This is a genomic window from uncultured Thiothrix sp., assembly GCF_937873765.1.
In the GTDB taxonomy this organism is placed as follows: domain Bacteria; phylum Pseudomonadota; class Gammaproteobacteria; order Thiotrichales; family Thiotrichaceae; genus Thiolinea.
The window spans coordinates 36,992-60,016 of sequence record NZ_CALMZC010000023.1 but is presented as its reverse complement, the minus strand read 5'-3'; the positions used below and the strand labels follow the sequence as shown (position 1 = coordinate 60,016).

Sequence of the window (23,025 nt, the reverse complement as noted above, 5' to 3'; positions counted from 1 at the left end):
GCACAGTGATTTAATATGCTATAATCATTTGTGTGTTAATGCTTGAGATACTTGTCTGGTTTTTATGCTAATGCAATCATGGATTTAAATATTAAATTTAATTAATAGTTTTTTTTATAAATAGCATTCCTAGAAAGCTAATTCAGGATTAATTTAATAATGCTTTTAGGAAGGAATCTAAAGTGAAAAATTTAAAAAACCTAATAATTGCTGTTTTGATGATTAGTCCCTTGACGTTTATTGGAAGCGGGATGGCATCGCTCGACAGGATAGCTGCGGGAGCAGCTTGTAAAGCTTATTATCCTAATCAAAAGCTTAACCTACAGCCTGACTGGAATAGTGTTAAAAGCACGGCTAATACTTGGTTTCATTGTCCAGATATAGGTGGCAGTGTAGCTGCTGGCAACGTGGTTATTTTCAATCTAGACATACCCATTAGTGCGGAAAAACATATCTTTAATTGCTATATTGCTACACAGAATGCAACTGCTGACAGCTCTACTAAAGAAGTAATCTGGATAATAGGTTCAGGCGTGGGGCCTGTTGTGGTTGAAATTGGTGATACGGATGGGGGGGGGCCTAATGGTTCTATTCTAGTTGATGAGAATAAAACGCTTACCACCGGTTGCTACTTGTACACAGCTCATAGCTTATACTCTATTGGTAGACAATGACCTAAATGAAGAAAGGTTTTATTACCTCGCTAGTGCGCTGAGCTGCTATCACTTTAAAGGCTTTGATGATTAGTAATGAAAGCTTATACGTTTACCGCCTCCATCAATGCTTATACTCTCTACAAGGCAGCTAAAGCTCTGAATATTGAGGTGTTTACCACTGAGGAAAATCCAAGTTATCCGATTCCCTACCAAACTCCTGATAATGAGCAGGCATGGTTATTATTTACAGAAGAGCATACCTTAGGTCAGGCTTTACAGGGGCAATTGATAGGGCGTTTCTTGCCGCCACAATTTCCACCTTCTTTATTGGATGACAAATGGGCTTTCGCTGCTTGGCTAGCCTCTAACAAAGACTTACCTGCAGGCTTACGACAATGGGCGATTGATGATAAGCCCCCCCCCGCTTTTCCCTGCTTGCTAAAAGCTAAACATTCTTGGCAAGGAAGCATTAAACTGCCTAGAGGCTGGATTTGCCGTTCGGAGCACGATGTTCAGCAACACTTGCAACAAGTTACTAAAATGGGCTTATCCTACCAAGCTTTTTTTTTCCAAGAATGGTTGGGAGACCAAGATCATCAGAATATATCGGTCTGTGGTTTCCATGATAGTCAAAATCATTCCCGCAACACTACCGCTATCGTCAAACGCTTGTTATCCCATCATCAAGGGCTCAGTTGTGCGGCTATGGTAGAAACGATTCCTGATCAATGGGACTTGCTTACCAAAACTACACAAGTTCTAGACGCTCTAGCATTTGTGGGGCCTTATGAGCTGGAGTTTATGGTTGCAAAGGGAGAGGTCGTCATACTTGAGTTGAATCCACGCTTTTGGATGCAACATGCGATTTTTCTGGCAAGCGGCAATGGTTTAGTCAAACGGTATTTTGCCTTGGATTCCATCGCTGATCAGCAACATCAAATTCTTGAGAATATTGTTTGGATTGACGGGCTTTATTTCACAAAAGCAATACTCACCGGACGTTGGCAGATTTTAAGGCTCTATACGCAAAGACGCTTTCTGGCCAGACGCAAAACCCTCATTTGGCCACCTCTTAGAACCTCTGTTTTCACACTGGTGCGCCGGTTTTGGTCAAAGCTCGCTTTTTTAGCTTAAACGCTAATTTTGTAAGTACTTTCACTGATTTATAAAACTAAATAAAATTTTTTGTTCAAAACTCAATAGACAGTTGTAGGTCGCTTAAGTTTTGTATTAAACTGCCCACTGTGGTAATGCTACAACAGTTTAGTACGCTGTAGACTATCGTTACGTAAATAGTTAACACAACATGTTAGTTTACTTTATAGTATAGTCAGACGAAGCTAGACTATTGGTTTTAAGTAGTGTAGCCTTCGTTTGGGTTAGGAACGACGTCTCTAGTTTCTGGGGGTGTCACTGATTTGAGATGTTTTTGGAGATATTCTGAAATGAAAAAATTAAATTTAACAGCTCTAACAGCTGCTGTTCTGATGGGTGGTTCTTTATTAGCGAGCAGTGGTGCTATGGCATATGATACTACTACAAAGACTGTTACTGCAGGAACCGCTTGTAAGGCTTACTATCCTTCACAAGATACTAGTTTTACACCGGATTGGAGTACACTGAAAAGCGTAACAAGTGCTTGGGTTCATTGCCCAGGTGAAGGTGTAGGTGGTGGTGTAGGCCATAACTTAAAGACTACTTTCAATTTAGACATCCCTGTGGATGCTGTTAAAGATATTTATAATTGCTATGTTGCTGCACAGTCATTGACTTCTACTGGTACTGCTAATAGAAAAGTAGCATGGAAAGCTGGCTCGAGCGCAGGTCCAACAGCAGCAGAAATCACACCATCAGGTGCTACTGACTTTCCAGTTGACGCAACTAAAACCTACACGATTGGTTGCTACTTGTATACTGGCCAGATGTTACACTCTATTGTTAACCCATCTGGGCTGACTATTCCGCGAGAAAGTATTGGTTTTTAGGAAAATTTAAATGCCCATCTGCCAATATGTGTTAGGTAGTTTATTGGCTTTGCTTCCCTACAAGGTAATAGTATTGCTTTTTCAGAAAGCATTAAATATCCATAATTTTTTACTGCCCACTCGGTTCTACTTCTCAGGACGTGTTGCTTTATACCGCATGGCCTTAGCATGTAAAAAAGAAAATACTATCGCCCTTCTACCCGATTATATTTGCAATGTTGTACACAAAGCTTTCCAAGAAGCAGGCGTTCATATATGCAGTTACCCGACTGATAAATATTTTGAGCCTTCCATTCAAGCTATTCAGCAACACGCAAAAGACCAAGTCTCCCTAATACTTTGCTTAGCCCCAATTATGGGTGCTGAAGGAGGTCTATCTTGGGCTTTTTCTCCTGAAGGTAAAAACTGGCGTACTCAAAATAATGTTACCTTATTCATAGACCTATCTCAGGGTATTTCCCGCCTGAAACAGTTAAGTCATGCTGATCTAGACCAGCAAATTGTCCTTATGGCTAGCTTCAACAACAAGGCATTTCCTAGTGTAATGGGCGCTGTAGTCATTAGTAATCTCGACGACCCCTTATTGAGTGCTGCAACAGATTTTGAGCAGTTAGGTATAGTTAAGCAGCTTGTTAAACGAATCATCAAGCCAATTTTCAGCATAGGTAACAAACCGGCCGATTCTTACTTGGTTGAACAAGACTACCCTAGCACTTTTGAGTATTCCTATTGTCAACAGTTTCCCTATACCTTTGCACACAGTGGTGCTACCAAACTACAGATTGCCGTCGCTACTGCAGGTCTGTGGTTTAGCAAATACTATCAGTGGTGCAAACAACGTTATTTGCAGAAAGGCTTGATTACTCCCCAACCAACTCCCTTCTATCTGTCAGCTCCTTATATTTTGGCTAAATCTGCTACCGCGCAGCTCAAAAAAAAGGCACCTTATGCTAGCCATGACCGCCCAAACTACAGTGAGCGCCCCAACACGCCGAGCTATCACTTTAAAGGCTTTGATGATCAATAGTGAAACCGTAAACTACAGACTTTGCTCAAACAATATTTGACGGTGAGCACAGTGATTTAATATGCTATAATCATTTGTGTGTTAATGCTTGAGATACTTGTCTGGTTTTTATGCTAATGCAATCATGGATTTAAATATTAAATTTAATTAATAGTTTTTTTTATAAATAGCATTCCTAGAAAGCTAATTCAGGATTAATTTAATAATGCTTTTAGGAAGGAATCTAAAGTGAAAAATTTAAAAAACCTAATAATTGCTGTTTTGATGATTAGTCCCTTGACGTTTATTGGAAGCGGGATGGCATCGCTCGACAGGATAGCTGCGGGAGCAGCTTGTAAAGCTTATTATCCTAATCAAAAGCTTAACCTACAGCCTGACTGGAATAGTGTTAAAAGCACGGCTAATACTTGGTTTCATTGTCCAGATATAGGTGGCAGTGTAGCTGCTGGCAACGTGGTTATTTTCAATCTAGACATACCCATTAGTGCGGAAAAACATATCTTTAATTGCTATATTGCTACACAGAATGCAACTGCTGACAGCTCTACTAAAGAAGTAATCTGGATAATAGGTTCAGGCGTGGGGCCTGTTGTGGTTGAAATTGGTGATACGGATGGGGGGGGGCCTAATGGTTCTATTCTAGTTGATGAGAATAAAACGCTTACCACCGGTTGCTACTTGTACACAGCTCATAGCTTATACTCTATTGGTAGACAATGACCTAAATGAAGAAAGGTTTTATTACCTCGCTAGTGCGCTGAGCTGCTATCACTTTAAAGGCTTTGATGATTAGTAATGAAAGCTTATACGTTTACCGCCTCCATCAATGCTTATACTCTCTACAAGGCAGCTAAAGCTCTGAATATTGAGGTGTTTACCACTGAGGAAAATCCAAGTTATCCGATTCCCTACCAAACTCCTGATAATGAGCAGGCATGGTTATTATTTACAGAAGAGCATACCTTAGGTCAGGCTTTACAGGGGCAATTGATAGGGCGTTTCTTGCCGCCACAATTTCCACCTTCTTTATTGGATGACAAATGGGCTTTCGCTGCTTGGCTAGCCTCTAACAAAGACTTACCTGCAGGCTTACGACAATGGGCGATTGATGATAAGCCCCCCCCCGCTTTTCCCTGCTTGCTAAAAGCTAAACATTCTTGGCAAGGAAGCATTAAACTGCCTAGAGGCTGGATTTGCCGTTCGGAGCACGATGTTCAGCAACACTTGCAACAAGTTACTAAAATGGGCTTATCCTACCAAGCTTTTTTTTTCCAAGAATGGTTGGGAGACCAAGATCATCAGAATATATCGGTCTGTGGTTTCCATGATAGTCAAAATCATTCCCGCAACACTACCGCTATCGTCAAACGCTTGTTATCCCATCATCAAGGGCTCAGTTGTGCGGCTATGGTAGAAACGATTCCTGATCAATGGGACTTGCTTACCAAAACTACACAAGTTCTAGACGCTCTAGCATTTGTGGGGCCTTATGAGCTGGAGTTTATGGTTGCAAAGGGAGAGGTCGTCATACTTGAGTTGAATCCACGCTTTTGGATGCAACATGCGATTTTTCTGGCAAGCGGCAATGGTTTAGTCAAACGGTATTTTGCCTTGGATTCCATCGCTGATCAGCAACATCAAATTCTTGAGAATATTGTTTGGATTGACGGGCTTTATTTCACAAAAGCAATACTCACCGGACGTTGGCAGATTTTAAGGCTCTATACGCAAAGACGCTTTCTGGCCAGACGCAAAACCCTCATTTGGCCACCTCTTAGAACCTCTGTTTTCACACTGGTGCGCCGGTTTTGGTCAAAGCTCGCTTTTTTAGCTTAAACGCTAATTTTGTAAGTACTTTCACTGATTTATAAAACTAAATAAAATTTTTTGTTCAAAACTCAATAGACAGTTGTAGGTCGCTTAAGTTTTGTATTAAACTGCCCACTGTGGTAATGCTACAACAGTTTAGTACGCTGTAGACTATCGTTACGTAAATAGTTAACACAACATGTTAGTTTACTTTATAGTATAGTCAGACGAAGCTAGACTATTGGTTTTAAGTAGTGTAGCCTTCGTTTGGGTTAGGAACGACGTCTCTAGTTTCTGGGGGTGTCACTGATTTGAGATGTTTTTGGAGATATTCTGAAATGAAAAAATTAAATTTAACAGCTCTAACAGCTGCTGTTCTGATGGGTGGTTCTTTATTAGCGAGCAGTGGTGCTATGGCATATGATACTACTACAAAGACTGTTACTGCAGGAACCGCTTGTAAGGCTTACTATCCTTCACAAGATACTAGTTTTACACCGGATTGGAGTACACTGAAAAGCGTAACAAGTGCTTGGGTTCATTGCCCAGGTGAAGGTGTAGGTGGTGGTGTAGGCCATAACTTAAAGACTACTTTCAATTTAGACATCCCTGTGGATGCTGTTAAAGATATTTATAATTGCTATGTTGCTGCACAGTCATTGACTTCTACTGGTACTGCTAATAGAAAAGTAGCATGGAAAGCTGGCTCGAGCGCAGGTCCAACAGCAGCAGAAATCACACCATCAGGTGCTACTGACTTTCCAGTTGACGCAACTAAAACCTACACGATTGGTTGCTACTTGTATACTGGCCAGATGTTACACTCTATTGTTAACCCATAATAGTTACAGTAGATCGAGTACTATTTCTTAGTGCCGTAATTATAGACTCAAGCCCCAGTTTTGGGGCTTGATCTTTTAAACAGCAACTATTTTCTGCTTGATTTTTTCGCTATTTTTCATTGCATTCTTCAGAGCAAAACCTTTATGTTCAAAAATACTTCCTATGTTATCGGATTATTGTTAGCGACGGTGGTAGTCAGTGCGATAGTAGTCAAATGGCTCGCGCCTACCCCAGCGCCTTCGGATACTAGTCAGATGGATCAGGTATTGCAGGGGATCAAACAACAATCGGCATCTCTCTCAACACTCGAAAATAATCTGAAACGGCTCAATACAGAAGTTAGTCGGTTGGATTCTAAAACTACTCAATTACAGAACCAAGCCTCGGCTGTACCGACGGCCGCCCAGCCGATGACTACAGCAACTCCAACTGCGATACCGGAGGATCGCTTGGCTAAAGTTGATCAGCAGTTAGCTGATTTACAACAACAATTAGCCGCCTTGTTAGCCAACCCTAATCAGGCAAAGGATGAGCCAGCGCCCAAACCCGATCCTTACGCGGGGATGAGCAAGGAACAGATCCAACAGCAACAAGCATTAGCAGAACAACAACAACAACAACAGCTAGCCTCTACCATTACAGCTACCGCAGACCCCGGAAAAACCAGCCAAATTAGTAGTAGCTTTGAGTCTTATTTAGCGACGGCCAATATTGGCGGCTCCCCTCCTAAGATAGAGTGTGGTTCCACCCTCTGTCGCTTTCAATTTAGTCAAGCTAACTTACGCGGCAGTAAGGGTGAACTGCTGGATCCTATGCTGGTATTAATGGAATCTGGCACTTTTCCAGTTGATGGGACAGATCGCACCATCATCACCCAGCAAACCCCGCAAGGTGGTATGGATTTATATGTAGGCAATGCTGACGATTTCCCCAAAACACCGTCTCAATAAGCTTTATTTTTAGACATTGATATTAAGTGTGTCTACACAAAGGCATAACTATTGCTTGTATTGGCTGGAATGCTTATTAAAAGAGCGCTTCCAGCCGGAGCTTCGCTTACACACTCAAGCTGATGGGCAACTACAGCTTACTCTCCCCACACAAACGGCGGTAATCAAGCTACCACCTTTAAGCGACTGCTTTTTTCAAGCTCAAAAAAACTTAACTTGTACCTATTGGGAAAGTACTACAGAAGGTTGGCCTTCCCTATTGAAACGACCTCTACCCGCACCGGGTGTTAGCAAACTCCCTAGCCCACTGATCAGCAAACTTGACTCTCATTACAGCATTGCCTACGACATTCTCGGCCTTGCTTACTGGATGCTCACGCGGCAAGAAGAAATAGGTAGTACGAACCTAGACCAGCATGGGCGTTTCCCAGCTACCGCGTCTCATGCCTATAAGCATCACTATCTCGAACGCCCCATTGTCGATGAATGGCTAGCGATCTTAGGGCAGGTTATTCAACGTACTTGGCCCGAGCTTGAATTAAAGCAACCTCAATTCAGCATGAAAGTATCGCATGATGTCGATAAACCTAGCCTCTATGGCTTTTGTCCCCCTAACACCCTTATGCGCCTCATAGGCAGTGATCTTATTAAAAAACGCGATTTTAAGAGCTTACTGATTGCACCTTGGATTCGCCTTAACACTCAACAAACTCTGCACCCACAAGACCCCTATAATACCTTTGATTGGCTGATGAACCTATCTGACCACTATGGTTTAACCAGCGCATTTTACTTTATCTGTGGGGGAAATTCTTCTCACGATGCAGATTACCAACCTGAGCATCCTGCTATCCGTGCGCTTATACGCCATATTCATCAGCGTGGTCATGAAATTGGTCTACATCCAAGCTATAACACTTACCAAACTCCCCAAGCTATCATCACTGAAGCACAACGCTTAAAAAAAATCTGTGCCGAAGAAGGGATCCAGCAAGCACAATGGGGCGGTAGAATGCATTATCTGCGTTGGGAACAAGCGATCACTCTACAAGCATGGGAACAAGCAGGCATGGACTATGACAGCACGCTGGGTTACGCAGATAGTCCGGGATTTCGTTGTGGTACTTGTTTTGAGTACCCCGCTTTCGATCCGGTCAAACAAGAAATGCTAAATCTGCGTATTCGGCCTTTGATTGTAATGGAATCTTCAATTATTGCTGAGAACTACATGGGTTTAGGTTACAGTGAGCAAGCCTTAAATACTTTTTTAAATCTCAAAGAAATCTGTCGAAAAGTGGGCGGGCAATTCACTTTGCTTTGGCACAATAGCTATTTTGCCCATCGGAAAGCTAAGCAGCTTTATCAAAATATGCTTGCTTTATAGTCAATAATAAATTGAAAATTTTACCATGTTTAAAACATTTTAAAACTATGTCTACTGATAATCATCGATCATAACATCAAGATAAAAATGACATGTTTCTTTCAATTTCACTGATTACCCTAATACTTTCTTTTTTTCTTTTCAAAGCAGTCGCTGGCAGCTTAGCACTAACAAAAATTAATTTAATCTCGTGGATTTTTTACTATAATTTAATTATTCAAAGTTTTATTGCCTCAGTCTTAATCATTAATAATTGGGATAATCACTATATAATAAACACCCTTGAACCTGAAGCACGCTTTTATGGTTGGGTGGCGGTTCAATACACGATGCTAGCACTACCCTTTGGAATGTTACTTGCGGTTTATTTGAGTGGTTTGCCATCCAATACGGCTATTTTTCATTATTATATTAGTGCGCCTATTCAGACCACCTTGAGTCCTAATGACAGCTATATTAGATATCCTTTATATATTTTATCTATTATCGCTATCTGTTCAGTTGCTTATACCTTTGCAATGCTAAACACTAACCCTTTGGTGGCAATATTCAGTGGTTTTGATGCCGAATCGTTGGCAGGTCTCCGTCAAGATGCAAGCCGTCAATTTTCGGGAAACATTTATGTTCGAAATGTCTTCGCCATCGGTTTGACACCAATCTTAGCTTATATCGCATTTTCTTACTGGAAACTCACTCAATCGAGAAAAGATTTTTTGTGGTTTCTGTTAATGTTCGTAGCCTCTTTTTTTATAAAAACTTACGATTTATCCAAAGCACCTTTTGTCTTCTTTATATTAGGATTTTTATTTTTATATGTGCTTATACAAGGTGGAGTGAGTAAAAAATTATTTTTATTTTTTTTCTGTATAGCACTCTTGCTCATTTTTCTAGCCTATTACTTAGTAATGGATAATGCCAACCTGACAGAATTATTATCCTATAACACAGGAATTGGTGGACGTGTATTTCTAACCCAGGCGGCAGGCACCTACTTTGCCTTTGAGCACTTTCCATCATCTAATGACTTTATTGGTTTTGCATCATTCTCTAGTTTTATTAGTGATTTTCTAGGTCTACCACAGAGTGAGAGAGCAGCACGTATTATGATGACTATTTTTCACCCATCTAGTGTTGAAGCTGGATTGGCTGGTGTCATGAATAGTCTATTCATTGCAGAAGCTTGGGCAAACTTTGGTTTGACAGGTGTAATTATTTCACCAATTTATGTTGGTTTTATTATTCAATTATTGTTTCTATTTTTCTTAAAATCAAGAAAGACACCCATGATGTTAGGCTTATTTACTTATTTTAGTTGTTCATTACCTATTACTGGCGGTATTAATGATTTCGTTTATAATGCAGGTATTATAATAACAATAGCTATTTTTACAACTGTATACATTATTGGCATCTTTCTAAAAACCATACAGGAAACCGAGTGTGAAAATAATTTTTCATCACCCATTACCACTCAACCCTAATGCAGCTTCTGCTAGTGGGATAAGACCTGTAAAGATGCTGGAAGCATTTCAGGAGCTTGGCTGTGAAGTTGAGATTATAGCTGGATATTCACCTGAACGAAGAAGACAAATAGCCAGAATTAAAAAAAATATAAAAAATGGCTTAAATTACGATTTTATGTATGCAGAAAGCTCTACTGCACCAACGACCTTAACAGACCCACATCATCTACCCTTACATCCTTTGCTCGATTATTTTTTTTTTCGTTTTTGCAAGAACAACGGGATTCCTATTGGACTCTTCTATCGGGATATATACTGGCTTTTTGAAGACTACGGTAAAAACCTCAATCCATTAAAAGCTATTGCTGCCAAGGTAGCCTATCATTTCGACCTGCGAGTATATAAGCAAACATTAAGCTGGCTTTATTTGCCGTCACTTAAAATGGGCGAGTATATACCGATAATAAATCCTTGCATGTTTAAAGCACTGCCACCGGGTCATGTATCGCCTAAATTAAATAATTTCATATCACTTCAATTACAAAATCGCCCTTTAAAGCTTTTTTACGTGGGAGGTATATCAAGTTACTATCAACTACATAAGTTATTCGATGCTGTGCAGAAACAACCAAAAGTCGAATTAACTATTTGCACTCGCGAAGCAGAATGGCGGGCAGTTATGCATGAATACCCACAAACAAGCTCTAATATTAAAATTATTCATCTATCAGGCCTTGCAATGCAGACGGAACTGCGCAATTGTGATGTTGCTGTACTATTTGTAAAACCTCAGGAGTACAGAGAATTTGCTGCTCCTCTAAAACTTTATGAGTATCTAGGCTATCAAAAGCCTATTCTTGCCAGTGAGGGTACTTTAGCCGGCGATTTTGTTAGACATCATGGTATAGGCTGGACTATACCTTATGATTGTGATGCAGTTACTCGTTTTTTTTCTGAACTATTGACAACCCCTGATCTAATAGAGTCCGTTCACCACAATATACAAAAAACTACTCCACAACACTCATGGCATGCAAGAGCTGAGCAAGTTATTAAGGATTTAACTCAATGAAGATTGCTTTGCTTTCTAGTGCGTCATCCATTCACACTGTTCGTTGGGCTAATGGCCTAAGTGTTGCTGGTCATATAGTCCACGTTATTACACAACAGCCTATTATTGAATCGTTCAATCCAAACGTAAAAGTACATATATTTCCTAATTTTGGAATATTAGGTTACTTTACTATGACATCTGCTGTTAAAAAATTATTGCATAACCTTAAACCTGATATACTAAATGCACACTATGCCAGCGGCTATGGCACCACAGCAAGACTTGTTGACTTCCATCCTTATTTATTATCTGTTTGGGGTAGTGATGTGTATCATTTTCCCTACATTTCTCCCCTCCACAAATATTTACTACAGAAAAATCTCTATGCCGCTGATGCAATAGCCTCCACTAGTTACTGTATGGCAGAGCAAACTAAATCATTAGTCAATCACCGACCCAATATTTATATTACTCCTTTTGGAGTTGATTTAGAAAAATTCAGGCCTATTAACGTAAAAAAACCTTTTGATGATGCAGCTATCATCATTGGCACAGTTAAAACGCTTAGTGAAAAATATGGGATAGAGTACCTTATCCGAGCGTTCAAGATAGTTAGCGAAAAACATTCAAATTTACCATTAAGACTTTTGATAGTCGGTGATGGTAATTTAGAAAAGAAACTCAAGCAAATAGCTAAAGACTTAAATATTGCAGAAAAAACGATTTTTACTGGAAGAATTAGTCATGAAGAAGTTCCAACCTATCAAAACATGCTAGATGTATCTGTATCTGTATCTGTATCTAACAGTGAAAGCTTTGGAGTTGCCATTATTGAAGCAAGTGCCTGTGCGAAGCCTGTCGTAGTTAGTAACGTGGGAGGACTACCTGAAGTTGTTGATGATGGAGTAACAGGAATCATCGTTCCTCCACGTGATCCAGAAGCTACAGCAGACGCAATAGAAAGGTTGATTTTAGATCGAACTTTAAGAGAGCAGATGGGGCAAGCTGGCAGAAAAAAAGTCGAGCAATTATATGCTTGGGATAGTAATGTCAAGAACATGATTGACCTTTATGAAACCCTATTGAGAACAAGCTAATATGAAAATTCTTACCATTATTGGCGCGCGTCCTCAATTTATTAAAGCAGCCGCTGTTAGTTATGCCTTTGCCCAATACGAGAATATACAGGAAGTCATTCTTCACACCGGACAACACTTTGACACTAATATGTCGAATGTATTCTTTGAAGAATTGTGCATTCCTAAACCAATCTATAATCTTGGCATTGGTGGAAGTCTACATGGTGCGATGACTGGTGCGCAATTAGCGGGTATTGAGGGCGTCTTACTCCAAGAAAAACCTGACTGGGTAATGGTCTACGGCGATACCAACTCAACCTTAGCAGGTGCTTTAGCGGCGGCTAAACTACATATACCTGTCGCCCACGTTGAGGCAGGTTTGCGATCCTTTAATCGTAGAATGCCAGAGGAAATTAATCGTGTTGTCACCGACCACATCAGTACTGCGCTTTTCGCCCCTACTGCAACTGCGATGCAACATCTGGCAAATGAAGGTATTCCCTTAGAACACTGTCATCATGTTGGTGATGTGATGTACGACGCAGCTTTACTTTTCGGCGCGCGCGCCAAACAACAATCTACTATTCTCCAATTGCTCAATCTATCAGCAGGAAAGTATATTCTAACGACTATTCACCGTGCTGAAAACACTAATGACTTACAACGCTTGCAAAACATTCTAAAAAGTTTAAACGAAGTATCCCATACCCTACCTGTCATTTGGCCTGTTCACCCTCGCACACAAAAATTACTAGAGCAACCCGAGCTAAACTCCTTATTAGGAACCCAAGTTCAGTTAATAGACCCTGTTGGTTATTTGGATATGGTCATGTTGGAACAACATGCAGCTGTCATTGCCACTGATAGTGGTGGCGTGCAGAAAGAAGCCTTTTTTTACCAAATCCCTTGTGTAACTCTCCGAGATGAAACAGAATGGATTGAGCTGGTAGATGCAGGATGGAATCAGATAGTGCCACCCACTGACAAGAGTAACATCACTCACGCATTATTGGCAGCGGTAGAATCGTTTGGCTCCCCCATTCAACCTTACGGTGATGGGTATACTAGTTCACGAATCGCTAAAAAGCTCCTAGCTTGTGCATGAATATTCTTCTAATTAATCATTATGCTGGTTCTCCTCAGCATGGTATGGAATACCGCCCTTATTATTTAGCAAGGGAATGGGTACAGTCAGGTCATCAAGTCCATATTCTTGCTTCATCGGAGTCACACGTCCGCACCAATACTCCTATCTTAAATAATCAAGAGCATTTAGATGAAACTATTGATGGCATTCAATATACTTGGTTCAAAACACCTACCTATAAAGGTAACAGTATAGGCCGTTTAAAAAATATGGCTGTGTTCGTTCTTCGCTTATTTCACAAGAGCCGATCTATTGCGAATAAATTTAAGCCAGATATTGTTATTGCATCCAGCACTTATCCAATGGATATTTGGCCAGCACGTCGTATTGCCAAGCTCACTAATGCGAAACTAATTTTTGAAGTTCATGACTTATGGCCCTTGTCACCGATGGAGCTGGGAGAAATGTCTAAATGGCATCCATTTATTATGCTGGTGCAGCAAGCAGAAGACTATGCTTATCGCCATGCTGATATAGTAGTATCTATGCTTCCTAAAGTCCGTGGCTATATGGAGTCTCGAGGGATGGCTTCACACAAATTACACATCATACCGAATGGTATAAGTCCAGCAGAATGGCAAAGTCATAAATTAACAGAACTAGAAACGTCTTTCAGCACGCTACTTTCTAATTTTAAAAATCAAGGTATATCCATTGTGGGTTATGCGGGAACACATGGCGTATCTAATGCCTTGGATACTATGCTAGATACAGCAAATCTATTTCAAGATGAGAAAGTTTTATTTGTGCTAGTTGGACAAGGTTCCAAAAAAAAAGAATTGCAACAAAGAGCTGCGCACGAAAAAATTAAAAATATTATTTTTTTGGATCCTGTAAAGAAAAGTCAAATTCCTAAACTATTACAATACTTTGATATTGCCTACATAGGTTGGCGTAAACAGTCACTGTATCGTTTTGGTATAGCACCTAATAAACTGATGGACTACATGATGGCAGAAAGAGTAGTCTTACATTCCGTGCAGGCAGGCAACGATCCCGTAACTGAGGCAGCGTGTGGACTGACAGTACCACCAGAAAATCCTCAAAAAATTGCTCAAGGGATACGCCACTTACTAGGTCTAAGTACAACTGAAAGAATAACTATGGGACAACGTGGAAGGAAATACATCTTAAAAAACCATACATATCCCGTATTAGCTAAGAACTTCTTGAAAATCATGCAAGATGTCTGAGCAAACTACTGAAACACAATTAGTTATTGAGCGCTATGCCCGTCGTGATGTCGGTAGTCGTTACAATATGCTACGCCCTGAAGTATACCTTGGGATACAAGAACGCCAACGCTCTATGCTAAGGCTATTTCAAAAAGACCTTTGTTGGCAAACAACAAATGATAAAAGTTTATTAGAAATTGGTTGCGGTAATGGTAACAATCTACTGGAGTTCTTACGATTTGGCTTTCATCCTGAATACTTATCTGGAAGCGAATTATTAGAAGAACGTGTGATTGCTGCACGGCATGTATTGCCTATAGATGTCATAATTTACTCTGGCGATTCTACTCTTGCTAATATACCTCAAAATAGTCAAGATATTGTGTTTCAGTCTGTTGTTTTTTCTTCATTGTTAGATAATAACTTCCAACAAATACTGGCAAATAAAATGTGGCAATGGGTCAAACCGGGTGGAGGAATACTTTGGTATGACTTCATTTTCAATAATCCATCCAACCCTGATGTTCGTGGTGTGCCTGTGAGACGAGTACACGAGCTTTTTCCTGATGGAAAGATGATTGTAAAACGTATTACATTAGCGCCACCTATCAGCCGTCGTGTGTGCAAAATTCATCCCTATTTATACCATTTATTTAACATAATCCCTTGGTTACGTACTCATGTACTAATCTGGATAGAAAAACCAAAAGTAAATAAACAATGACAGCGCAACCATTCATTCCCTTTGCTCTTCCCGATATCGATGAAGCCGAAATAACTGAGGTCGTGGATTCTCTTTGTTCTGGCTGGGTAACAACTGGCCCAAAGACCAAACGCTTTGAGTCTGACTTCGCTGAATTTATCGGCGGCAACTGCGAAGCTATTGCTGTTAACTCTGCCACCGCAGGATTACATCTAGCACTCGAAGCCATTGGCATCAGCTCAGGTGATGAAGTCATTACTACACCCTATACATTTACTGCTACAGCTGAAGTTATTCGCTATTTGGGTGCACATCCCGTCTTTGTTGACATTGATCCAAATACTTTCAATATCGACCCAAATAAAATAGAAGCTGCCATTACGCCCAAAACTAAAGCTATTATTCCTGTTCACTTCGCTGGTTTAGCTTGTGAAATGGAAAACATTTTAACTGTTGCCCGTAAATACCAGCTTAAAGTAGTAGAAGATGCTGCTCACGCTTTGCCAACTTACTACCGAGGTCAACTAATTGGCTCACTAGAAAGTGACGTTACCGTTTTCAGCTTCTACGCTACAAAAACCATAACTACAGGTGAAGGTGGCATGATCGTAACGCGAAATCCTGACATAGCGAATCGCTGCAAAATCATGCGCTTGCATGGTATAAGTCGTGATGCATTTGATCGCTATACCTCTAATAAACCATCTTGGCAGTACGAGGTTTTAGCACCCGGTTTTAAATATAACCTTACTGATTTAGCTTCTTCTATTGGAATTCATCAGTTAAAAAAGGCCAATCGCTTTCAGAAACGACGTCAAGAAATGGCAGAGCATTACACCAGTGAGTTTTCAGATTTGCCATTACTAGCCCCCCCTAGTGCTTTTGTAGGTGATATACATGCTTGGCATTTATACGTTCTACGCCTTAAACTGGAGGCTAGTATCCCACGTGATCAATTTATTGAAGAAATGATAAAGCGAGGTATTGGGTGTAGCGTCCACTTTATCCCACTGCATTTACATCCTTATTGGCGCGATACCTATAAACTAAAAGCAGAAGACTTCCCTCATGCTTTAGCAACTTATAATCAAGCTCTTAGCCTGCCTATGTATACAAAAATGACAGTTGAAGATCAAACTAGAGTGATCGCTGCAGTTAGGGATATCCTTACTTAATGACTAAACGGTTGCTTGATATTATTTTTTCTGGACTAGGGTTAATTTTTTTAAGTCCTCTATTTATATTTATTTCATTATGGATCAAATGTGACTCACCAGGCCCTATATTTTTCCGTCAGGAGCGTGTAGGCCAATTCGGCAAAACATTTCTTATTCATAAATTTCGAACTATGATAGTAGATGCAGAAAAATGTGGTATACAAATTACTATCGACAAAGACTATCGCATTACAAAATCAGGTTTTTTATTAAGGCATTATAAGCTTGATGAGCTTCCACAATTAATTGATGTTCTTCTAGGAAAAATGAGCTTAGTCGGCCCTCGACCTGAAGTTCCTAAATATGTAGCTTACTATCCAGAAGATGTACGCGACTTAATACTTTCAGTAAAACCAGGTATAACAGATAGAGCATCAATTGAATTTCGAGATGAGAATAAACTTCTTGGTCATGCAGTAGATCCTGAAAAAATCTACAGGGAGACTATCCTACCAATTAAGATTAAATACTATAAGAATTATGCTCTAAAAAACAACATTTATGATGATTACCTCATAATCAAGAAAACTCTACAATCAATTTTTAAGGATAGAGACTTTAATAGAACTGATAACTTATGATAATAACACTCTTCTCCTTATCACGCTGGAAAAAGCGGCTGATTATAACTATAATAGACTTGATTTTAATCCCACTCTCTATTTGGGCTAGCTTTGCTCTTAGGCTAGGTACATGGGATCCAAAAATAGCTGATGGAGTTTGGATGCTGATTCTGTCACCACTTATTACTATTCCAATTTTTGCTAAACTTGGACTTTATAAAGCAATTATTCGATTTATAGGTGGTCAGCAAGCTGTTATGACAGTTTTAGGAGGTATAAGTCTCTCTGTCTTAATACTAGCCCTAATAGCATTATTAGCGAACTGGCAAGGTATACCTCGGTCAGTTTTCCCTATTTATTGGGGTACTGCTTTTCTATTAATAGGAGGTAGTCGTTATATTATAAGACTCGTCTATACAAGATATTATTTACGAACTGAAAAAACACATGCAGTCATTTATGGAGCGGGTGATGCAGGTATACAACTTGCTAATGCATTAGCAAGACATCATGAATATAGAGTTGTTGCATACATAGATGATAATCCAGCGATCAATAAAGCTATTATTCAAGGATTGCAAGTTTATACGCTTACAGATCTGCCAAAGCTTATCCATAAATTTTCAGTAGGACAAGTATTTCTAGCCTTGCCTTCCACTAGTAAAGCTCGTAAAAAAGAGATTTTACAAAAATTAGAGCCTTTACCTGTTCATGTTTTGACTATTCCTAGCATGTCTGAGCTTATTTCTGGCGAAAGAAATATTGCTGATTTAAGAGAAATTGAGGTAGACGAATTATTAGGTCGAGATCAAATTGACCCTGACCATGATTTATTGGCTAATTGTATCAAAAATCACACAGTCATGGTCACTGGAGCTGGTGGTTCTATAGGATCTGAGTTATGTCGCCAGATTTTACGAATAAATCCAAAGAAGCTTATTTTATACGAAGTATCAGAGTTTGCACTTTATAATATCGAAAGTGAGCTTTTAAAGCTAATTACTTCTGAAAAATTAGAAATTGAATTAGGAGCTATTATTCCGGTATTAGGTTCAGTTCAAAACCAGCCTCATTTAGAAGAAATTATGCAGCACTATCGAGTAAGTACACTTTATCATGCTGCTGCTTACAAACATGTGCCTTTAGTTGAGTCTAATCCACTAGAGGGTATTCGGAATAATACATTTGGTACACTCTATACTGCGTTGGCAGCACGCAATGCTCAAGTACGCCACTTCGTATTGATTTCAACCGATAAAGCGGTTAGACCTACCAATGTAATGGGTGCCAGCAAGCGCATGGCAGAGTTAGTATTACAAGCTTTAGCTGAACAACCATCACGCACGATCTTCAGTATGGTACGCTTTGGCAATGTTTTAGGATCATCAGGTTCTGTAGTTCCATTATTCCGCAAACAAATTAAAGATGGTGGACCACTGACAGTTACTCACCCAGATATTATCCGCTACTTCATGACTATTCCAGAAGCGGCACAATTAGTTATTCAAGCAGGGGCATTAGCAAAAGGTGGAGAAGTTTTTTTATTAGATATGGGTGAGCCTGTAAAAATTACTGATCTTGCACGAAGAATGATTCATCTTTCAGGATATACTGTCAAAGATGAACATAATATCACTGGGAACATCGAGATTAAATTCACTGGCCTTAGACCTGGTGAAAAATTGTATGAAGAGTTATTAATAGATGCACAAGCTGATAGAACATTACATCCTAAAATATTCAAAGCTCATGAATCTTTGCTTCCTTGGTCTATTCTAGAGTCAAAGCTTAAAGAGCTAGAGATTAGTTGTAGCAGGCATGATCTATTTGTATTACAAAAACTTATTGAGGAACTAGTATCAGGATTTAAAGGTTTATTGATCCCTTATACAACAGAAAACCTACTACTTGACCCAAGTTTGAACAAAAGTAACATAACCCCACTACCTTTGCGTCGTATATGAATCCATAACCCATTTATAAAGCTGGTTTAATGATCTATGTCCCTTCAGAGTAAAAACCCAAATAATTTTCTTATTAATCCTTCCAGAAAGGATGAAATTGAACTACGTGATTTTATAAAAAAAATCATACAATATAAAAAGGTTGTAATATTTACATTTTCTTTTATCTTCTTAATTTTTTTATTATATGCTTTTATAGGATCACCTATGTACAAAGCTAAAGCTTTATTTTTACCTCCTACCATTGGAGATGTTGCTCCACTAAAAATACCCACCACAACAGAGCAATCGTCTGTTACCTTAGATATAAATCAGGAATTAGTTAAAAGTATTTACGAGCATTTTGAAAAAAATCTTAACTCATTAAATTTACGTCGCGAAATTTTTCAAAAAATGAACATAATAAAATTATTTAAAAAAAGCGCTAGTACTCAAGCAGATGCAGATTTATTTTTTGAACAATTTAATAAAAATTTCACGGTTGAAAAAATAACTACAAAAAAGGATAGCTCAATATTAGCGCCTATTAATCTTACCTTAAAGGGTAGTGATCCAAAACTAATAGCTGATATTCTTAATCAAACTACCAACTTAGTTCTTTCTACTACTAAACAAGAATCTATTCGTGATATCATTGAACAAGTTAACTTTAAGAAGGCACAATTAGGTCGTGAAATAAATGAGTTACGGGCAAAAGCTGACCGAAAAAACATAGATGAGATTATTAAGCTCCAAGAAATTGATAAGATTGAGCGTGAAAAACTGGAAGATCAAATCAAAACTTTCCGCGAAAGTGCTAAAATAAAGCGGATGGATAGAATTATTGAACTTACAGAGGCTGCTAAGATCGCTGAAAGCATAGGCCTTACTGAAAAAGCAGATCTGCTTGAAAATACTATCTTAGCAAATAATGACCGCAATGCTTTTTATACAGAAGTGAATACACAACCGCAACCACTCTATCTACGTGGTTCTAAGGCCCTTCGATCCGAAATAAAAGAACTGACTGAACGCACTTCAGATGATCCTTTTGTCCCCGGATTGCGTGATCTACAGGATAAAGTAGAACTCTTAAAGACTAACCGACAAGTAGACGCGTTAAAAGCACGTAAAAGTAATGACCCTTTCATTGAAACCTTACGTGATAAAGAATCTGAATTAGCTATTTTACAAGCATTTAAAATTGACGCTAATCAAATCAGTGTTGCAACTTTAGACCGAGCGGCTTATCCCCCTGAAAAACGCGAAAGCCCTAATCGTACTAAAATTCTATTGCTCGGCACGATTGTTGGACTGATCCTTGGAATACTTGCAGCACTTATTGCCAATTTCTGGCAATCTTTCCGTCTTGAAGAAGGAAAAGTATAAATGGCTCAATACATCTACACCATGAACGGTGTCGGCAAGGTGGTGCCGCCGAACCGTTTTATTTTAAAAGATATTTATCTCAATTTTTTCCCGGGTGCAAAGATCGGCGTGCTAGGTTACAACGGTGCGGGTAAATCGACACTGCTACGGATTATGGCAGGAGTAGATCAAGAGATCGTAGGGGAAGCACGTCCACAACCGGGGATTAATATTGGTTATCTGCCACAAGAACCGCAACTAAATCCTAACAAGGATGTACGCGGTAATGTGGAAGAGGGCTTAAAAGTGATTAAGGAGGCACAGGAGAAGCTAGATGCTGTGTATGCGGCTTATGCCGAGCCTGATGCTGATTTTGATGCGCTCGCGGCTGAGCAAGCACGTTTAGAAAATATTCTGCAAGCGGCCGATATAAGTAATCTTGAGCATACTTTAGAAGTGGCTGCTGATGCTTTGCGCTTACCCCCTTGGGATGCAGATGTTTCTACGCTATCGGGTGGGGAAAAGCGGCGGGTTGCGCTGTGTCGTTTATTACTTTCCTCACCCGATATGTTGATTCTCGACGAACCTACTAACCATTTGGATGCGGAGTCCGTGGCTTGGTTAGAGCGCTTCTTACAAGAATTTCCGGGTACTGTGGTAGCGGTAACGCATGATCGTTACTTTTTGGATAATGTGGCGGGTTGGATTCTAGAATTAGACCGTGGACAAGGTATTCCTTGGGAAGGCAATTACTCTTCTTGGTTGGATCAGAAAGAGCGGCGATTAACTCAAGAAAAGAAAGCCGAACAAGGTCGCTTAAAAGCCATGAAGGAAGAATTGGAATGGGTACGTTCTAACCCTAAAGGCCGCCAAGCTAAGAGCAAGGCACGGATGCAGCGCTTTGAGGAATTGTCTTCGAGTGATTATCAAAAACGTGCTGAAACCAATGAAATCTATATTGCCCCTGGCCCACGCTTAGGCGATTTGGTGATTGAAGCCAATAACATCAGTAAAGCCTTTGGTGATCGGGTTTTATATGACAATTTGAGCTTTAACTTGCCGAAAGGTGGCATCGTTGGTGTGATTGGCCCGAATGGTGCAGGTAAAACGACCCTATTCCGCTTAATTACTGGGCAAGAGCAAGCGGATAGTGGTGAGTTCCGTGTGGGCGATACCGTTAAAATCGCTTATGTCGATCAATCCCGCGATGCTTTGGATGCGAATAAAACCGTTTTTCAAGAAATTGCCGACGGCCATGACCTGATGAATGTCAATGGCTATACCTTGCAATCCCGTGCCTATATTGGCCGCTTCAATTTCAAAGGTGAAGGGCAACAAAAACGGATTGGTGATTTATCAGGTGGTGAACGCAACCGTGTGCATTTAGCTAAACTATTGAAATCCGGTGGCAACTTACTACTACTCGACGAGCCGACCAATGATCTAGACGTGGAAACCTTACGCGCTTTGGAAGAGGCTTTACTCAACTTCCCCGGCTGTGCAGTGGTGATCTCGCATGATCGTTGGTTCCTCGACCGGATTGCTACCCATATTTTAGCCTTTGAAGGTGATTCGCAAGTGAATTGGTTTGAAGGCAACTATAGCGATTACGAAGAAGATTATAAGCGTCGTCACGGTAATGAACTCAACCCACAGCGGATCAAGTATAAGCGCCTCAAAACGGCTTAAACTTATTCACTGAAGACCTACTAAAAAGCCCTCATCTGAGGGCTTTTTTATTTAAATCGATTCACTCTAAGCTGCATTCAGAAACCTTAAGTACCTGCTCAGGCTTAATGATTGTACGCTTGCTTTCCATATCATTGTAACGCTTGATCATGATTTTTGAGGAGCCAGTCACTCTACTGATGCGGTCAATAGAGTCATTATCTTTAACGGTGTAGAAGAAAGTGCGAATACCTTTTTTATCTTTGTAAGAAGTTGATTTTTTGAGCTTTTTGGAAGCTGACTTACATCTGGGGAGAAGACGCTTTTCGGCAGTTTTCGGAGTCAAGACACGCTCGATCTTACTCGATCGCAAACGCTTGCCCGTAATCACGGGTTCCACTGCGTCAGATTCAAGTTGCTGGGGATATAATTGATCTTCAACTAAACTTGCGCGTTGAAACTGAGCTGCGGCGGCTACATTGGGAGCAAATAGGACTTGGCTATTCCTATTCGATAATTTGCGATAAGCATTTAAGACTTGCACTAAATAACGGCGCGTTTCTTGGTAAGGTACATTCCAACCATGCCGATCTACCGTGCCCTCACCCGAATTATAGGCGGCTACTGCATGATAAATACTGCCGTCATAACGATCTAATAACCAACGCAAATACCGTGTCCCAGCATGCACGTTGTGTGTCACACTTTTATCAGTCGCCCCAAACCGGCGTGCCGTTGCAGGCATCAACTGCATTAAACCATAAGCTCCTTTGTGGGAGACGGCTGTTGGGCGAAAGCAGGTCTCGGCCGTAATCACCGCTTGAATTAGATCAGCACTGACCCCATATTGCAGTGAAACCGCATTGATCAGATTTTGGTAGGCACTCGCTTTTTGGCGAATGATGGTTGGGCTATTTTGATCACAGGTTCTTAAACCTGCTTGAGCGTTAGTGGCGAATGACACTCCGGTCATACATATTAAAAACTGCAC

General features: G+C 40.1%; 21 protein-coding genes. 20 read left to right on the top strand and 1 reads right to left on the bottom strand.

Translation table 11 applies throughout. From position 1 onward, the window contains the following. Nucleotides 1–182: 182 nt before the first annotated feature. From Q0307_RS07800 to ettA, 20 genes are all read left to right on the top strand, one after another. Nucleotides 183–674, top strand: a complete 492-nt coding sequence (locus Q0307_RS07800; protein WP_298659048.1) for a hypothetical protein — start codon at nucleotides 183–185, stop codon at nucleotides 672–674. Nucleotides 675–749: 75 nt separating this feature from the next. Then, nucleotides 750–1,790, top strand: a complete 1,041-nt coding sequence (locus Q0307_RS07795; RefSeq protein WP_298659045.1) for a hypothetical protein — start codon at nucleotides 750–752, stop codon at nucleotides 1,788–1,790. A gap of 311 nt (nucleotides 1,791–2,101) precedes the next feature. Continuing rightward, the gene (locus tag Q0307_RS07790; protein ID WP_298659054.1) at nucleotides 2,102–2,641 is read left to right on the top strand and encodes a hypothetical protein; all 540 of its coding nucleotides are present in this window, start codon (nucleotides 2,102–2,104) and stop codon (nucleotides 2,639–2,641) included. 10 nt (nucleotides 2,642–2,651) lie between these two features. Then, entirely contained in the window at nucleotides 2,652–3,668 is a 1,017-nt protein-coding gene (locus Q0307_RS07785) for a hypothetical protein (RefSeq protein ID WP_298659051.1), read from the top strand. Nucleotides 3,669–3,896: 228 nt separating this feature from the next. After that, nucleotides 3,897–4,388 (top strand): hypothetical protein, encoded by a 492-nt coding sequence (locus tag Q0307_RS07780; RefSeq protein WP_298659048.1) that lies wholly within the window; start codon nucleotides 3,897–3,899, stop codon nucleotides 4,386–4,388. Nucleotides 4,389–4,463: 75 nt separating this feature from the next. Beyond that, nucleotides 4,464–5,504: a hypothetical protein gene (locus tag Q0307_RS07775; RefSeq protein ID WP_298659045.1), complete on the top strand. Its 1,041-nt coding sequence runs from the start codon at nucleotides 4,464–4,466 to the stop codon at nucleotides 5,502–5,504. A 311-nt stretch (nucleotides 5,505–5,815) separates the two neighbouring features. After that, a complete protein-coding gene (locus Q0307_RS07770) occupies nucleotides 5,816–6,319 on the top strand; it encodes a hypothetical protein (RefSeq protein ID WP_298659042.1) in 504 nt (167 codons plus the stop codon). A gap of 144 nt (nucleotides 6,320–6,463) precedes the next feature. Beyond that, a complete protein-coding gene (locus Q0307_RS07765; RefSeq protein ID WP_298659040.1) occupies nucleotides 6,464–7,270 on the top strand; it encodes a hypothetical protein in 807 nt (268 codons plus the stop codon). 55 nt (nucleotides 7,271–7,325) lie between these two features. Next, entirely contained in the window at nucleotides 7,326–8,654 is a 1,329-nt protein-coding gene (locus tag Q0307_RS07760) for a polysaccharide deacetylase family protein (RefSeq protein ID WP_298659037.1), read from the top strand. Between the two features lie 92 nt (nucleotides 8,655–8,746). Further along, a complete protein-coding gene (locus Q0307_RS07755) occupies nucleotides 8,747–10,135 on the top strand; it encodes a hypothetical protein (protein ID WP_298659033.1) in 1,389 nt (462 codons plus the stop codon). Next, nucleotides 10,095–11,189: a hypothetical protein gene (locus tag Q0307_RS07750; RefSeq protein WP_298659029.1), complete on the top strand. Its 1,095-nt coding sequence runs from the start codon at nucleotides 10,095–10,097 to the stop codon at nucleotides 11,187–11,189. Before Q0307_RS07755 ends, Q0307_RS07750 begins: the two co-directional genes overlap by 41 nt. Beyond that, nucleotides 11,186–12,268: a glycosyltransferase gene (locus tag Q0307_RS07745; protein WP_298659026.1), complete on the top strand. Its 1,083-nt coding sequence runs from the start codon at nucleotides 11,186–11,188 to the stop codon at nucleotides 12,266–12,268. Before Q0307_RS07750 ends, Q0307_RS07745 begins: the two co-directional genes overlap by 4 nt. 1 nt (nucleotide 12,269) lies before the next feature. After that, nucleotides 12,270–13,355: a non-hydrolyzing UDP-N-acetylglucosamine 2-epimerase gene (gene wecB / locus Q0307_RS07740; protein ID WP_298659023.1), complete on the top strand. Its 1,086-nt coding sequence runs from the start codon at nucleotides 12,270–12,272 to the stop codon at nucleotides 13,353–13,355. Continuing rightward, complete coding sequence (locus tag Q0307_RS07735) at nucleotides 13,352–14,590, top strand: glycosyltransferase family 4 protein (protein ID WP_298659019.1); 1,239 nt, start codon at nucleotides 13,352–13,354, stop codon at nucleotides 14,588–14,590. Before wecB ends, Q0307_RS07735 begins: the two co-directional genes overlap by 4 nt. After that, nucleotides 14,583–15,296 (top strand): class I SAM-dependent methyltransferase, encoded by a 714-nt coding sequence (locus Q0307_RS07730; protein WP_298659016.1) that lies wholly within the window; start codon nucleotides 14,583–14,585, stop codon nucleotides 15,294–15,296. The genes Q0307_RS07735 and Q0307_RS07730 overlap by 8 nt, the downstream gene beginning before the upstream one ends. Next, nucleotides 15,293–16,450 carry a DegT/DnrJ/EryC1/StrS aminotransferase family protein gene (locus Q0307_RS07725; protein ID WP_298659013.1) on the top strand — a complete coding sequence of 386 codons (1,158 nt, stop codon included), beginning with the start codon at nucleotides 15,293–15,295 and terminating at the stop codon, nucleotides 16,448–16,450. Before Q0307_RS07730 ends, Q0307_RS07725 begins: the two co-directional genes overlap by 4 nt. Further along, complete coding sequence (locus tag Q0307_RS07720; protein WP_298659010.1) at nucleotides 16,450–17,073, top strand: sugar transferase; 624 nt, start codon at nucleotides 16,450–16,452, stop codon at nucleotides 17,071–17,073. Before Q0307_RS07725 ends, Q0307_RS07720 begins: the two co-directional genes overlap by 1 nt. 143 nt (nucleotides 17,074–17,216) lie before the next feature. Continuing rightward, nucleotides 17,217–19,019, top strand: a complete 1,803-nt coding sequence (locus Q0307_RS07715) for a nucleoside-diphosphate sugar epimerase/dehydratase (RefSeq protein WP_298659008.1) — start codon at nucleotides 17,217–17,219, stop codon at nucleotides 19,017–19,019. Nucleotides 19,020–19,055: 36 nt separating this feature from the next. After that, nucleotides 19,056–20,387 carry a Wzz/FepE/Etk N-terminal domain-containing protein gene (locus Q0307_RS07710; protein ID WP_298659005.1) on the top strand — a complete coding sequence of 444 codons (1,332 nt, stop codon included), beginning with the start codon at nucleotides 19,056–19,058 and terminating at the stop codon, nucleotides 20,385–20,387. Then, nucleotides 20,388–22,055: an energy-dependent translational throttle protein EttA gene (gene ettA, locus Q0307_RS07705; protein WP_298659002.1), complete on the top strand. Its 1,668-nt coding sequence runs from the start codon at nucleotides 20,388–20,390 to the stop codon at nucleotides 22,053–22,055. It abuts the gene before it with no gap. A gap of 61 nt (nucleotides 22,056–22,116) precedes the next feature. Here the strand turns inward: ettA and Q0307_RS07700 are convergent, their stop codons facing one another. After that, nucleotides 22,117–23,007 carry a lytic transglycosylase domain-containing protein gene (locus Q0307_RS07700; protein ID WP_298658999.1) on the bottom strand — a complete coding sequence of 297 codons (891 nt, stop codon included), beginning with the start codon at nucleotides 23,005–23,007 and terminating at the stop codon, nucleotides 22,117–22,119. Nucleotides 23,008–23,025 lie beyond the last annotated feature (18 nt).